This is a genomic window from Limibacillus sp. MBR-115 (assembly GCF_040549425.1).
GTDB lineage: Bacteria > Pseudomonadota > Alphaproteobacteria > Kiloniellales > CECT-8803 > Limibacillus > Limibacillus halophilus.
This window is the reverse complement of sequence record NZ_JBEPTJ010000001.1, coordinates 663,462-677,482: the sequence shown is the minus strand read 5'-3', so window position 1 is coordinate 677,482 and position 14,021 is coordinate 663,462. Positions and strand designations below refer to the sequence as shown.

The window sequence follows — 14,021 nt, the reverse complement described above, 5'->3', positions numbered from 1 at the left end:
GCTCTTGTAGCATGGCTGCGAAACCATGAGTGACTTATCCGACCAGGCGTCTCCTTTGTCCAGTAACCTCCCGGAATTTTCCGTATCGGAGTTGTCCCAGGCCGTAAAAAAGGTCGTCGAGGGCACCTTTGAGCATGTCCGCGTCCGTGGCGAGATTTCACGCCCGAGTTTTCCGGCTTCCGGGCATTGCTATTTTCGCCTGAAAGACGAGAACGCGGTGCTGGATGCCGTTTGTTGGCGCGGCGTTCTTGGGCGCTTGTCCGTACGTCCGGAGGATGGTTTGGAGGTCGTGGCGACGGGCCGCATGACCACCTATCCCGGCAAGTCCTCCTATCAGTTGGTCATAGATCAAATTGAGGTTGCCGGTGAAGGCGCGCTTTTAAAGCTGCTGGAAGAGCGCAAGCGCAAACTCGCCGCCGAAGGGCTTTTCGCCGAGGAGCGCAAGCGACGGCTGCCTTATCTGCCCAATGTTATCGGCGTCGTTACCTCGCCCAGCGGTGCCGTCATTCGCGATATTCTCCACCGATTGCATGACCGCTTTCCCAGCCATGTCCTGGTCTGGCCGGTTCCGGTTCAGGGGGAAACGGCGGCGCCTTTGATTGCCGCGGCGATCGAGGGTTTCAACAAACTGCGGCCCGGCGGCGCGCTGCCACGACCCGATTTGCTGATTGTGGCCCGGGGCGGCGGGTCCCTGGAGGACCTCTGGGCCTTCAACGAGGAAATCGTTGTGCGGGCCGCCGCCGAGTCGGCGATCCCGTTGATCTCTGCGGTTGGGCATGAAACCGACACCACGCTGATCGACCATGCGGCCGACCGGCGAGCGCCAACACCGACGGCGGCTGCGGAGATGGCGGTACCGGTGCGCAGCGACCTGATCGAGCAGGTGGCAGCCCTGGAGTCCCGGATGCTGGCGGCCGGGAGCCGCGGGTTGCGCCAAAGGCGGGAATTCCTGGATGGCCTGGGGCGTGGCTTGGTGCACCCGGGCCGGATGTTGGAGGAGCGCAGCCAGCGGCTCGATGATATGGGCGAGCGCCTGGGCCGCGCCCTGCTTGGTTCCCTGGAACGCCGTGCCGGCGTTTTGCGGGAATGGAGCGCACGCCTACCGCATCCCCGCCAGCAATTGAGCCAGGCGGCGCGCGAGGTTGCGGACTGGCACAAGCGCCTGGCCCGCTTGCAGTATAGGCTGACGGAACCGCATGAGCGCGCGCTTGCGCAGCTCGATCCAGGACGGCGGATCAACCGAGCCTGGAGTCTGCGCGTTCAGGATACCAGGCAAAAGCTCGACAGTTTCGGGCGGTTACTTGAAAGCTACTCCTATCGCAACGTACTGCAGCGCGGCTTCGCGGTGCTGCGCGCCGGGGGTAAGGTCGTGACCGATGCGGCAAGTGTTGGCAGCGGCATGGCATTGGACATAGAAATGCGCGACGGGCGTTTGCAAGCCATGACGGTCGGTAGCGGCAGTGGTGGAACGCCGGACAAGACGCCGACCAAAAGTAGCCGGAAGAAGCCGAGGAACGAAGACGATCAGGGAACCTTGCTATGAAGCTCACCAGCTTGCTGATCGGGTTTGGTTTGCTGGCGTCCGCGGCCCTGGCACAGGCCCTGGAGCCGCCGATCCTTCAGGGCGAGGCCACCCAGGGCGGTTTGATACGGGGCCGGACCGCACCGGGCAACGAGGTGTTTCTCGATGACCGCAAACTCAGAGTTTCTTCGGACGGACGGTTTGTTTTCGGTTTTCATCGGGACGCCCCTGGTCAGGCAATTCTAACGCTGCGTGAACCGGGCGGCGCTGGATTGATGGTGCCTATCACGGTTGCTCAGCGCACCTACGACATACAACGCATCGACGGTCTCCCCAACAACATGGTGACACCGCCACAGGACCTGCTGGATCGGTTGGAGCGCGAACGCGCCGAGGTTTATGAGGCGCGTAGCCGGGATCGGGACCTGCCCTTCGCGCTGGGTGATTTCATTTGGCCTGCCACGGGGCCCATCAGCGGCGTCTACGGCTCGCAGCGGATTCTCAACGGCCAACCAAAGCAGCCACACTACGGCGTCGATGTCGCGCGGCCGGAAGGCACGCCGGTGGTGGCGCCCGCCGGAGGTGTCGTGACCTTGGCGGTAACCGATCACTACTATACCGGCGGTACAATCATCATCGATCACGGTTTTGGTCTGACCTCGGCTTTTTTGCACCTGAGCGAGGTCGTGGTCGAAAAGGGGCAGGAAGTCTCTCAAGGTGATCTGATCGGCCGCATCGGGGCAACCGGACGTGTCACCGGTGCGCATCTGGATTGGCGGATGAACTGGTTCGAGGAGCGGGTCGACCCGATGCTCGTCGTCGGGCCCATGCCACAGCAGTAAATGGCCTGAGATTCGACGAGGGTTCTGCGTTAAAGCCCGGCTTGGGCATATACCTCTTCGCTCCAACGTCGATGCAACCAGAACCAGTTTTCGGGCCGGCGTCGGATTTCCGTACCCAGTCGTTGATTGATCTCTCCCACCAATCGGGCGATTTCCTGATGCCGGTCGGCGGTCTGCTCGCTCCAGATCAAATCGGATAGGGTCATTATGAAATGCGCCCCTCGCTTGCGTTCCATGGTGGCAACGACCAGCGGGCAGTCAAACCGCAGTGCCAGTTGTGCGGCGGCTGTCGGCGTTTGCGCGGGGTGCCCCAGGAAATCGGCGGTGATGCCGCGATTCATCCGCTGGTCTACCAGCATGGTGAGGCAGAAATTCCGCTCCAGATAAGCAATCAGGCTGCGCGCGCCTTGGTGTCCTTTCCCGACGCGCTCGCCGCCACCGACCTTGCGGAAATGCTCGAGCGCATCGCGGATCATCGGGTTGTTGGGGTCGCGTACCACAGTGGCGGTTCGGACAAGTTCCCGCGCGCCGCGAACGTGCATGGCTTCGAAGTTGGCGAAATGCCCGGAAACGACAATCGCCGGTCGCCCGCTTTTGACGTGATTCGTAACGGGGCCGCTGTTGCGTAATTCAAGGCGTCCGCTTCGTGGGTCCGTAATCTCTGCAAGATGCGGGTATTCAGCTCCCAGACGACCAAGATTGTCCCACACCGCGCGCGTGATGCGCCGACGCTCGCTGTCCGGCATGTCGGGAAAGACCAGCCGCAGATTGCGGGCGGCGCGCTCACTGGCGCTGCTGTAGGGACCGAGTGTGCGTCCTAGGAACCCTCCTAGGGCAGAAGCGGCATCGAGCGGCAAGAGGCGCATCAACCCCATCGAAAGCCGGAAAGCGGTTACCTCTAAGGCATGCTGCAACAGACGTAAGGCTCCCCGTCGTCCGGACACAGGCGACTTCGAGAGTTTTGACCCCGTCGGATTTACTTTTGTTGGCGTCATTGCCCGTCCAGAATTCTGTCGAGGAGCGCGTCGATCTCAGCCTCTTGCTGCCAGATGAAAGCGGCCGGAACGGCCAGTACCCTCTCGGCTAGTTCCGGGTCGAGGCGTTGCCGGTCTTTTTCGGTGGTAACCGCCAATGCGTCAAGGTCAGCGGCCTTGGACAGGATCAGTGCAAGGTCGGCCGCCCGGTAGGGATGATGATCTGGAAAAGCGACGGCGCTTACCAACTCGGCCCCGATCCGGCGAAGCCCATCGAAGAATTTTTTAGGTCGACCGATTCCGGCGAAAGCGATGACCCTGCGACCCTTGAGATCAAGCGGCTTGTTCAAGGTTCGAATCGCAGCCTTGAAGAGTGGGAGTGAGGTGCCGCTCAGTTCATCCGGCAGACCGCCGCTGTCGCCGACCAGGATAACAGCATCACAGCGGGCAAGGGCGGTGTCAGGTGCCTCGCGTAAAGGTCCAGCGGGGAACAAGCGGCCGTTTCCCAGCCCATAATCGGCGTCGATGACCAGAAGTGACGCAGTTTTCTTGAGACCTGGATTTTGGAAGCCGTCGTCCATGACGATGATATCAGCTTCCTGTTGCCTTGCGAGTAACGCGCCGGCCACCCGGTCGCCCGAGACGATGGTGGGCGCGTGGCTCGCCAGGAGCCGCGCCTCGTCGCCGACTTGCCGCCAATCATGCCGCGCAGGATCGACGAGCAATGGACCGGATCGCTTGCCGCCGTAACCGCGCGTCAATGCAAAAGGCTTCAAGCCGCGTGCTTGCAGCCTGACCAGGAGGTCGATAGCGAGCGGGGTCTTCCCCGCGCCGCCGACCTCCAGATTCCCGATGCAGATAACCGGTAGGCCACAGTCGATGGGTTCTGTCCTTCTCCAGCGAGAGGTGGCGATGGCGCCGTATGCCCAGGCAACGGGCAGCAACGCGCTGGAGATCGCACCCCTGGACTGCCAAAACCGTGGTGCACGCAGGGACATCAGGCCTCCGGCTGTGAAGGGGTTGCCTGCGCCAGCGGTCTGAGCAATGGCTCCAATTCAGTGAGGAGACGACCAAGCACTTTTGCCTCCTCCCTGGCCAGAGCGCTGGCTGCATCGGCCATCTTGGCGCTTTCACTTTCGTCCTGCAGCAGCACTTTCAAGCGCGCGCTTAACTCGCCAGCGTCGCGAACCTCAAGCGCGCCGCCGCAGGCGTCGAGAGCCCTGGCAATCATTGCGAAGTTCCAGCAGTTCGGACCATGGAGCAGGGCGGAGTCCAGTCGGGCGGGCTCAAGCATGTTCTGCCCACCTCTGGGGATCAAGCTGCCGCCGACGAATACAATCCTGCAGAGGCGATAGAATAGGCCCAGTTCGCCAATGGTATCTGCGAGGTAAATGGCAGTTTCGGTTGTCGGAACCTCGCCACGACTGCGTCGTGCTACCGCCAAGTTCTGGCGGTCGAGCGCTTCGGCGATACTGTCGGCGCGCGACGGGTGGCGCGGCACAATGATCGTCATAAGCCTGGGGAGGTCCCGCAGCAGCGTCTGGTGCACTTGAGCCACGATCTCCTCCTCACCCTGGTGGGTCGAGGCGGCAAGCCAGATGGGTCGATCGCCGATGGCGGCTTTCAATCCTGCCAGTTCAGCCGGGTCGAAGGGCAGCGGGTCTGCCGCGTACTTTACATTGCCGACGACCTTGACGCGTGCTGCGCCAAGTGACTTGAGACGGTCGCCTTGGGCCTCGTCTTGGGCCAGACAAAGTTGAAAACCCTCGAGTACTGGTCGCAACGCCCCCGGCAGAAGTCGCCACAACCTCGCAGAGCGCTCCGAAACACGGGCATTCAACATCATCATCGGCATGCCTGCATGGCGACATTCGATGAGGATATTCGGCCAAAGGTCCGATTCGATCCAAAGCGCGGCGTCAGGTCGCCAATGCGCAAGAAAGTTCCGCACCCACGGCAAGCGGTCGATAGGCGCGTACTGATGTATGACTTCCGCAGGCAAACGGTCGGCCATGATGCGGGCCGAACTGACGGTGCCGGTGGTCATGATCATCCCCAGATTGGGATACAACACACGGATAGAACGGATCAGCGTCAGGACGGATTGCGCTTCGCCGATGCTCACGGCATGAAGCCAAAGAAGCGGTCCCGCAGGGCGCGGTAAACTTGGCTTCCCCTTGCGTTCGGAGAATCGCAAGGGATCTTCGCGACCCCTGGCAAGGCGCCGGCGAAGGATGCCGCGGATAATGGGCGCGCCGAGTTCAGTCAGAATGCGGTAAAGCGACGTCCAGTCCATCAGTGCGGGTCAACTCCTTGAGAAGGGGTCGCCGGTTCATGGCCGAGCGCGGCATCCGCTTCTGCGGTCAGCATGTTCAAGTTTGTTTCCAAATCAAGACGATATCTCTCAAGGTCTGCGTCGCTCGCGTTTCGCGGCACCTCGATCGGCGCCCCCCAGGCAATATAGGCTCGTGCAAAGGGCAGCGGTAACAAGAAGCGGTCCCACGAGGTGAAACGATGGCCGAAGCGGGCGCTGGCCGACAGAGGTACGATGGGTGCGCCGGTAAGCTGTGCCAGCTTGATGGCGCCGATCTTGGCTTGCTGGATCGGCCCTCTTGGGCCATCGGGCGTAATTGCGACGATCCGCCCTTCGCCGCCGACTGCCTGCAATAGTGCCCGCAGACCCTTGACGCCGTCCCGGTTGCTCGATCCGTAATGCGGTTTGCACCCGAGGCGCACCAGGGCGCGCGATAGCAGCAGACCATCGCGGTGCGGCGATACCAGAAAATCGACAGCTTCCGGCGGAACTTGTCTCTGTCCAACGAGGGAGAGCAGGCGCCCGTGCCAGAAACACCCGATTACGGGCCCCGGCCTAGTCAGAACTTTACGGGTTTCCTCAGGCACATGCTCTTCGCTTCGCAGGGAGGCTCGCAGCAAGCGCACGAGCATTCCGGCGCACCAGCCTGCCGCGGTTTGCATTTGCCGATTGTCGAGCAAGACCTTCATGAGCGATCACTGTTTCCGCTCGCTTCGGCGAACTGTGCTCGGTAGAGCTGTGCATAGCTTCCGCCTTTCGCGAGCAGCGCTTCGTGATGACCGCGCTCCACGACCCGGCCGGCGTCCAGCACGACGATTTGGTCGGCGCCGATGACGGTTGAAAGACGATGGGCGATCACCAGGGTTGTGCGGCCTTTCATCAAACTCTCAAGCGCTTCCTGCACGGCACGTTCGGTTTCGCTATCCAAAGCCGAGGTCGCTTCGTCCAACAACAGGATCGGTGCGTTCTTCAATAACGCTCGGGCGATGGCAATCCGTTGCCTTTGACCGCCCGACAGCTTGGCCCCGCGTGGGCCGATCAACGTATCGTAACCATCGGGCAAGGCTTCAATGAAATCCGTGGCGCCCGCCGCTGCCGCCGCCGCTGTGATCTGTTCGGGGGTGGCGTCGGGACTGCCATAGGCAATGTTCATGCCGACGGTGTCGTCAAACAGCACGATCTCTTGACTGACCAAGGCGATGTTCTTGCGTAGGGAGGCAAGCTGAACGTCTCGAATGTTCTGTCCGTCGATCAGAACCTGCCCGGAATCGGGATCGTAGAACCTCGGTATTAAGTTGAGGATCGTTGATTTCCCGGCCCCCGAGGATCCGACAAGTGCGACGCGCGAGCCCCCTGGTATCTCAAGAGACAGATCGGCCAGAGCCGATTGGCCGGGGTGGTATCCGAAGCTTACATCCCGGAAGGCGATGGCGCCCTGATCCAACCGCAGCGGCTCGGCCTCATTGCGGTCGCGGATTTCCGGCTGGCGGTCGAGGATATCGAAAATACGTTCCGCCGCGGCGAGCCCCTCCTGCAGCTTGGAGTTCAGGCGGGCAAGGCGCTTGACCGGCTCGTAGGCCAGCAGCAGGGCAAATATGAAGGCAAAGAAGCTACCAGGCGTGCGGTCGCCGTCGATGACCGTATAGCCGCCGTAGAGCAAGACCGCGACGATGGCCAGACCGCCCAGCATCTCCATGATTGGATGCAACAGGTTTCGCGTTTGCTCGGCCTTGAGATTGAGGCGGTAGACCTCGTCGATGGCGGCGCCGGCGCGGGCCTCCTCGTAACGTTCCATGCCGTAAGCCTTGACGTGCCGGATGCCTTGGAAGGTTTCGTCCAACAGACTGGAAAGACGACCCACTTCGGTTTGCGACCGCCTGGAAACCTTCCGCATCCGCCTGCCGATCCGCACGATAGGGAAGATCGCCAAGGGGAAAGCGAAAAAAGCGATACTGGCGAGAAGCCAGTCCTCGTAAAACATGACGGCGACCAAGGCAGCAGCGGTCAGAAGGTCCTTGCCGACGCCGGTGACCGATTGCGTGACGGCCGTGCGCAACAAGGTCACATCATTGATGAATCGCGAGATCAGGCTGCCCGGTGCGGTTTCGTTGTAAAACGCCAGATCCGCGCCGACCAAGCGGCCATAAAGCTGCTTTTGCAGGGCCGCGACGATGCTGAGGCCAACCTTGTTCATCAAGACCGCTTCGCCGTAGCTGGCCAAACCTTTGATGGCGAAGACGGCCAGCGTGAACCCCGCAATTGGAAGCAGCAGATCCGAGTCCTGGTGTAGGAAGATTTCGTCAACAATGGGTTTGATGAGCTGCGTGAAAGCAGCGGTAGTAACGGCGACCAATCCCATGCAAACGAAACCGACAGCCAGGCGCCCGATCTGGTCATGCAGATAGCCGCGCAGCAGCCGTGCAATCAAACGTTTGCTATGTTCCGGTCGCGCCCCCCGCAGTCTACCTTGGGGACACGCCGTACTATCCGATTGTTCTGTCACTCGTAACCCCGCGCCAAGCTCCCCTCAGCAAGGCGGACAATAGCACGGGCTCGGATGATTCCCTAGGCCGTGGCTTGGGGTTTCAGATTACTGATGAATTGTTCGGTGCAGGTCTGCCAGGAGAAGCCCTTGGCGTGGTTGAGGCAGTCTTCTTTCGAAACATCGAGCGCTTTGATGCAGGCAGTGCGCAAGTCCTCATCCAGTATTCCGGCAGGGCTGTCCCCGACGACATCCAATGGGCCGGGGACCGGATAAGCGGCGATCGGCAGACCGCACGCGAGCGCTTCGAGGAGAACCAAGCCGAAAGTATCGGTTCGACTGGGAAAAACAAACACATCGCCGAGCGCATAGTGGCGGGCAAGGTCCTCGCCTTCCTTAGCGCCGAGGAAATGAGCTCCGGGAAAACGTCGCTCAAGAGTCGCCCGGTGAGGGCCGTCGCCGATGACAACCTTGCTGCCGGGGAGGTCAAGGCGGAGGAAGGCCTCCAGATTCTTTTCCACCGAGACACGGCCCACCGAGAGAAAGACGGGCCTTGGAAATTCGATATCGGGTGGCGGAAGCGGCCGGAAAAGCGAGATGTCGGCGCCGCGAGTCCAGGGCTGAACCCGTGTGAAACCGCGCTCGGTCAGTTCCTGTCTCAGGCTCGCGGTAGCGACCATGGTTCCGACGCCGCTGTTGTGAAACTTGCGTACGAAGCCGTAGACCCAGTCGAGCGGTACAGGAAGGCGCTCGGCGAAATATTCGGGAAACCGCGTGTGATATGAGGTGGTGAAAGGTAGCTTGTTTCTCAGACAGTAGCGCCGTGCCGCCAAGCCCAAAGGCCCCTCGGTCGCGATATGAATCGCCTCCGGCGCGAACCGGGCAATATGACGTCCGACCTGGCGGCGAGGGAAGATCGCAAGCCGTATCTCCGGGTAAGTAGGACAAGGCAAGGTTCTGAACTGGCCTGGATGAATTAACTCCACATCGTGCCCCAGTTCCAGCAACTCCTTATGCAGGCGCTGTAATGTTCGGACGACGCCATTGATCTGCGGATACCAGGCATCGCTGATAATGAGGAGGCGCATCAGGCGGCAAGCTCCGTGTCGTCGTCCGGTGTTGACGGATCGACCCGACGTTCAAGCATCGAAAAGTTACGCTGTTCGGCCCAGGCTATGATCTCCAAGCGACCGTCATGGTGTTCCACAAGTGCCGTGCAGCTTTCGACCCAGTCTCCATCGTTGATGTAGAGGATATCACCGATAGTCCGCATCTCGGCCTTGTGGATGTGGCCGCAAACAACGCCATCGACGCCGCGCCTCTGCGCTTCTTGCGCGACGGCACGCTCGAAGCTATCGACGAACTTCACGGCGTTTTTTACCTTGTTCTTCAGATAAGCCGACAGCGACCAATATCCGAGGCCCAGTTTCCGGCGTGCGAAGTTGAACCAGGTGTTGATGGTCAGGGCCAGCGTGTATGCGCTGTCACCCAGTAGCGCCAACCAGCGCGCGTAGCGTACCACACCGTCGAAGGCATCGCCGTGCATTACGAGTAGGCGCTTGCCGTCGGCGGTGGTGTGGATCATGTCCTGCGCCACGACGACTCCGCCAAAATGGACACCGATATACTGTCGCAGCGCCTCGTCGTGATTGCCCGGCACATATACGAGCTTTGCCCCTTTTCGTGCCTTGCGTAGTAACTTCTGCACCACATCGTTATGGCTTTGCGGCCAGTACCAAGAGCGTTTCAGCCGCCAGCCATCGATGATATCGCCGGCTAGATAAATAATTTCCGCATCATTGTACTTCAGGAAGTCGAGCAGATATTCCGCTTGGCAACCACGCGTGCCGAGGTGAATATCAGAAAGGAAAATGGCGCGATATTGACGTGACTTGGTTGGATTGTCAGGTTCGCTGCGGGTTGCAACCATGCCTCTTTCGGACCCTTTCCTCTTGTTCAGTCGAATGGCCATGCCCTTCCTGCCGCTTATCAGGAAAGTATTGTCAGACGTCAATTTTATTGAGCTGAAATCGAGGAAACTTCACCCCGTTGACTTTGAAATGAAACAGAAATGACATGAAGGATTTATTAGTAATCAGCAGGCTTTTTAAAGGAATCTATATTGTCGAAAAGCTTCAAGGCGAGCACTACTCGTGTCCTGCCCGTTATCTACAATCCCTCTGCCGGCCAGCGCCACGGTCGGCGACTTTCGTCGGTCCTCGCCGCACTTGAACAGCTTGGTTGGCGGGTCGAACTGCGAACGACTGCAGGTCCTGGGGATGCAGAACGCCTGGCGCTCGAAGCGCTTGCCAGCGGTGTCGTTCGCCTTGCGGTCGCCGGTGGTGACGGCACCGTGCATGAGGTGGTGAACGGTCTGGCGGCATCAGGCATAACCAACACCGGGCCGCAGATAGGTATCATTCCGCTTGGAACGGCAAACGTTCTGGCGGCTGAAATCGGTCTGCCGCGAACCGCCGCCGGTATCGCCGCTTGTCTTGTGGAAGGTGGCATTCGCGAGGTGCGTTTGGGCGAAGTTCGATTTGGGAGCAGCGGACAGCGTTATTTCATTCTGATGGCGGGCGTAGGGTTCGATGCCGAGGTTGTAGCGCGGGTTTCCAGCGATTTGAAGCGCAGGTTGGGAAAGGGTGCCTATGTGTGGGAATCGCTGCGGCTTGCTTTTCGATATGCTTACCCAGCTTTCTCCGTTGTCCGTGACGGGAAGGTGGAAACGGCACATGCCATCATCGCGGCCCGGTCTTCAAGATACGGCGGTCATTATTTGCTCACCCCCGCAGCGGGTCTCTCGGCACCGAAACTTCAAGCGTGCCTCTTTACCCGCCGTGGCCCCATGGCGGTGCTAAGCTATGGGGCGGCTTTGTTGGCGGGTAAGCTATTCCGGCGTCGCGATCTCAAGGTCATCGCGTTCGATGAATTACGTGTAATCAGCCCGATCGGTCAACCGGTACAGGCTGACGGCGACAGTATCGGCATGACACCGGTCAGCGTCAGCCTTTCAGAGCACAGAGTGCGCCTTACGGTGCCGGCCTGACGGTGACGCCAAGGTCACGCGCCGCCGCCGGCAACCGTTGCTCCGTCGATCCGTAGCGTTGGGGTATTGGCTCCATAGCGAAACACGAGATCGTCGGCGGGAGTCAGCTTCGCAAACATGTCCTTCAGGTTACCGGCAACCGTGGCTTCGCTGACCGGGTAGGCAATCTCACCGTTTTCAATCCAAAAGCCGGCTGCGCCTCGGCTGTAATCGCCGGTCACGCCGTTGACGCCCGTTCCCATCATCTCGGTGACGTAGAAACCCTGCTTTATCTCACCGATCAAACTGTCGCGGGTAATCTTGCCGGGCGCCAAATAGAGGTTTGTGGAGGAGGGGTGTGGCGGCCCTCCGGTCCCGCGCGAAGCGTGGCCGCTGCTTTCAAGGCCCAGTTGCCGTGCGGTGGAAAGGTCGAGCAACCAAGTCGTCAGGCGACCGTTCTCGATGAGGTTATGTTTGCGATTGGCTAGCCCTTCGGCGTCGAAAGGCTTGGACGCAAGGCCGCGCGGGCGGTGCGGGTCATCAATGATGTTGATCCCGTCGGCGAAAACCATCTCGCCAAGCTTGTCCTTGAGAAAGGAGGTGCCGCGGGCGATTGCCGCGCCGTTGATGGCGCCCGCGAAATGGCGCAACAGGCTGTTGCCGACCCGTGGATCGAATACCACCGGGTAGCGACCGGTTTTAGGGCGTCGTGCGCCCAGACGCCGCACTGCCTGCTCGCCGGCCTCGCGCCCAACCTCGGCAGGGTCGCGCAGGTCGCCGCCGTACACGGCCTGACTGAAAGCATAGTCCCGCTCCATCGATACACCTTCGCCTGCCAGGACCGACACGCCGTAGGAATGGGAGGAACGCTCGTAGGCTCCGGAAAAGCCGTTGGAACCGGCGAGGACGACGAAACTTTGTCCCCATCCGGCTTCCGCGCCCTCGGAGTTCGTGACGCCCTTGACCGCGCGGGCCGCTTCCTCCGCGGCGCGTGCCAACTCGATCAGCCGTTCAGGCGCCGGCTCCTGGGGATCGAGGGAATCGATATCAGGGCGCTGGGTGACCAACTGCATCGGTTCAGCTAAACCGCAATAGGGATCGTCGGGCACCACCTTGGCCATCGCAACCGCACGTTCCACAAGTTGATCGAGCGTTGCCGAGTCGAAGTCGTTTGACGAAACGACCGCCTGCTTCTTGCCGATCAGAACGCGCAATCCCAGGTCCTGTTCCTCGGATCGCTCCAGCTTTTCAACCTCACCCAGTCGCTGGGCGTGAGACAGGCTGGTCGATTGCGCGAGCAGGGCATCCACCTGCTCCGCGCCGGCTTTCTTGGCCTTGGCAATAACGCTGTCAAGCAACGCCAGTGCGTCGTCTTTGCTGATCGGCATAATTCATCCCTAAGATTCTGTACCTCAGGGATATAGCGGCCCGGGCCCGTCAGTGAAAGGGGGCTTTCTATTCTCTGCCGGTCAGGGCCGTCGCATCGGCCTCGCCAAGGTCCCACCAGAGGCCCGCCATGATGCCCAACGCCTCACGCAGGACCGGTGCAAGTACGTGCTCGTTTGGCGCGTGCTGGGAGCAGGCTGCATAGGAATGCGGAACCCAGACGGTGGGCAATCCCAAAGCCTCCATGAAACAGTCGTTGGGAATTGAGCCGCCAAGGTTTGGCAATACCGCCGGGGGCCGTCCGGTCGTCGACCTAAGCGAGGATGCCGCCCAACGCATCAGGGGATGATCCGGGTCCATGCGGGTAGCGGGCATCACGGTTTCGGGGGCGGCGTCGACTTTCACACGCTCGAAACCCTCCCGGTTCAGGTGCCGCTCTATCGCGGGCAGTGCACCCCGCCAATCGCAGTCCGCGACAAAACGGAGTTGGCAGGCCGCCGATGCTTTGCCGGGTATTGCATTGACGGGGTGGTGCGGCGTTCCGGTTTCATAAGCCAAGACCTCCAGGGCGTTATAGGCAATGACGCGCTCAATCGGCGTAGTCCCCGGTTCGCCCCAATTGGTATCCGGCTCTAAGCCACCCTCGACTCCGGGAAGCGGCAGGCCCCAGAGGGCTCCACGGATCGCTTCGCCAGGCTCGATACGCAGCTCCGGAACGCGAATCTCACCCTGGGGGCCGATCAAACTGGCGATCGCGTTGGCAAGGATGGTGCCGGGATTGGCCAGCAGACCGCCCCAGTTGCCGCTATGGTGCGCGCCTTCGCGCAGATCGCAGTGCAGGAAGAAGTTAAGGGCGCCGCGCGAGCCGCCGAAGAGGGTCGGCAGGTCCGGGCGCACGCGCGGGCCATCGGACGCTATGAAGATGTCGGAAGCCAACTGATCGGCTTCGGCCTCGCAAAAGGCCCTGAGCCCGGGCGAACCAACCTCCTCGCCGGTTTCCAGCAAGACTTTGACGTTGAAGCCGAGATGGCCGCCGCGCAATTCGAGCACGGCCTTCAGTGCTGCCAGATTGAGGCTGTGCTGTGCCTTGTTGTCCGCCGTGCCACGACCATACAGCCGCTCACCCTCGCAGGTCAGTGTCCAGGGGTCACGCCCGCCCGCCCATCGTCCTTCCATGCCCCGCACGGTATCGCAGTGCCCATAGGTCAGCACCGTCGGCAGCGCCGGATCCTCGACCCGTTCGGCGGTCAGAAAAGGAACCTCAGCCATCGCCGGGTTCTCGTGTATGCGCCAGGTAAATCCCATCGCCTCCAGGTAAGGACCTATCTCCTCGCGCACATAGGCCGCCAAGGCCCAACGCTTGTCTTCCTCCTGGCTGGTCGAGGGAATGGCGATACGCTTGGCGAGCAGGGCTGTGAACTCTCCACTGTCGAAGAGCGGATGGCTTGCGTCGATGGCATCTTTGCGCGTCAC

The 14,021-nt window shown here is 61.0% G+C and carries 12 protein-coding genes; 3 read left to right on the top strand and 9 right to left on the bottom strand.

Going from position 1 to position 14,021, the window contains the following annotated elements; genetic code table 11:
• The first annotated feature begins 25 nt into the window (after positions 1–25).
• On the top strand, positions 26–1,543 hold the full coding sequence (xseA, locus tag ABIE63_RS03210; RefSeq protein WP_354502728.1) for an exodeoxyribonuclease VII large subunit: 1,518 nt from the start codon (positions 26–28) through the stop codon (positions 1,541–1,543).
• Positions 1,540–2,364 carry a M23 family metallopeptidase gene (locus ABIE63_RS03205; protein ID WP_354502727.1) on the top strand — a complete coding sequence of 275 codons (825 nt, stop codon included), beginning with the start codon at positions 1,540–1,542 and terminating at the stop codon, positions 2,362–2,364. Before xseA ends, ABIE63_RS03205 begins: the two co-directional genes overlap by 4 nt.
• 29 nt (positions 2,365–2,393) lie before the next feature.
• Here the strand turns inward: ABIE63_RS03205 and ABIE63_RS03200 are convergent, their stop codons facing one another.
• The 7 genes from ABIE63_RS03200 to ABIE63_RS03170 all read right to left on the bottom strand — a co-directional run bounded on the left by ABIE63_RS03200 (position 2,394) and on the right by ABIE63_RS03170 (position 10,064).
• Complete coding sequence (locus tag ABIE63_RS03200; protein WP_354502725.1) at positions 2,394–3,278, bottom strand: lauroyl acyltransferase; 885 nt, start codon at positions 3,276–3,278, stop codon at positions 2,394–2,396.
• A gap of 77 nt (positions 3,279–3,355) precedes the next feature.
• Positions 3,356–4,336, bottom strand: coding sequence for a tetraacyldisaccharide 4'-kinase (lpxK, locus tag ABIE63_RS03195; RefSeq protein WP_354502723.1), 981 nt, complete (start codon positions 4,334–4,336; stop codon positions 3,356–3,358).
• A complete protein-coding gene (locus tag ABIE63_RS03190; protein ID WP_354502722.1) occupies positions 4,336–5,634 on the bottom strand; it encodes a 3-deoxy-D-manno-octulosonic acid transferase in 1,299 nt (432 codons plus the stop codon). The genes lpxK and ABIE63_RS03190 overlap by 1 nt, the downstream gene beginning before the upstream one ends.
• Positions 5,634–6,341: a lysophospholipid acyltransferase family protein gene (locus ABIE63_RS03185; RefSeq protein WP_354502720.1), complete on the bottom strand. Its 708-nt coding sequence runs from the start codon at positions 6,339–6,341 to the stop codon at positions 5,634–5,636. Before ABIE63_RS03185 ends, ABIE63_RS03190 begins: the two co-directional genes overlap by 1 nt.
• Positions 6,338–8,080 (bottom strand): ABC transporter ATP-binding protein, encoded by a 1,743-nt coding sequence (locus ABIE63_RS03180; protein WP_354502719.1) that lies wholly within the window; start codon positions 8,078–8,080, stop codon positions 6,338–6,340. Before ABIE63_RS03180 ends, ABIE63_RS03185 begins: the two co-directional genes overlap by 4 nt.
• 137 nt (positions 8,081–8,217) lie before the next feature.
• Positions 8,218–9,222, bottom strand: coding sequence for a glycosyltransferase family 1 protein (locus ABIE63_RS03175; RefSeq protein WP_354502717.1), 1,005 nt, complete (start codon positions 9,220–9,222; stop codon positions 8,218–8,220).
• Entirely contained in the window at positions 9,222–10,064 is an 843-nt protein-coding gene (locus tag ABIE63_RS03170) for a UDP-2,3-diacylglucosamine diphosphatase (protein ID WP_354502890.1), read from the bottom strand. The genes ABIE63_RS03175 and ABIE63_RS03170 overlap by 1 nt, the downstream gene beginning before the upstream one ends.
• 192 nt (positions 10,065–10,256) lie before the next feature.
• Between ABIE63_RS03170 and ABIE63_RS03165 the strand changes: the two genes are divergently transcribed.
• Positions 10,257–11,183 (top strand): diacylglycerol kinase family protein, encoded by a 927-nt coding sequence (locus ABIE63_RS03165; protein ID WP_354502716.1) that lies wholly within the window; start codon positions 10,257–10,259, stop codon positions 11,181–11,183.
• Positions 11,184–11,197: 14 nt separating this feature from the next.
• Here ABIE63_RS03165 and ABIE63_RS03160 read toward each other — a convergent pair whose 3' ends face one another.
• Entirely contained in the window at positions 11,198–12,550 is a 1,353-nt protein-coding gene (locus tag ABIE63_RS03160; RefSeq protein WP_354502715.1) for a TldD/PmbA family protein, read from the bottom strand.
• A gap of 67 nt (positions 12,551–12,617) precedes the next feature.
• Positions 12,618–14,021: a M20 family metallopeptidase gene (locus ABIE63_RS03155; protein WP_354502713.1), complete on the bottom strand. Its 1,404-nt coding sequence runs from the start codon at positions 14,019–14,021 to the stop codon at positions 12,618–12,620.

Excerpts from the sequence above, each read along its gene's own strand:
- xseA (WP_354502728.1), top strand. The coding sequence starts at position 26 with ATGAGTGACTTATCCGACCAGGCGTCTCCTTTGTCCAGTAACCTCCCG.
- ABIE63_RS03205 (WP_354502727.1), top strand. The coding sequence starts at position 1,540 with ATGAAGCTCACCAGCTTGCTGATCGGGTTTGGTTTGCTGGCGTCCGCG.
- lpxK (WP_354502723.1), bottom strand. The coding sequence starts at position 4,336 with ATGTCCCTGCGTGCACCACGGTTTTGGCAGTCCAGGGGTGCGATCTCC.
- ABIE63_RS03190 (WP_354502722.1), bottom strand. The coding sequence starts at position 5,634 with ATGGACTGGACGTCGCTTTACCGCATTCTGACTGAACTCGGCGCGCCC.
- ABIE63_RS03185 (WP_354502720.1), bottom strand. The coding sequence starts at position 6,341 with ATGAAGGTCTTGCTCGACAATCGGCAAATGCAAACCGCGGCAGGCTGG.
- ABIE63_RS03175 (WP_354502717.1), bottom strand. The coding sequence starts at position 9,222 with ATGCGCCTCCTCATTATCAGCGATGCCTGGTATCCGCAGATCAATGGC.
- ABIE63_RS03170 (WP_354502890.1), bottom strand. The coding sequence starts at position 10,064 with ATGGTTGCAACCCGCAGCGAACCTGACAATCCAACCAAGTCACGTCAA.
- ABIE63_RS03160 (WP_354502715.1), bottom strand. The coding sequence starts at position 12,550 with ATGCCGATCAGCAAAGACGACGCACTGGCGTTGCTTGACAGCGTTATT.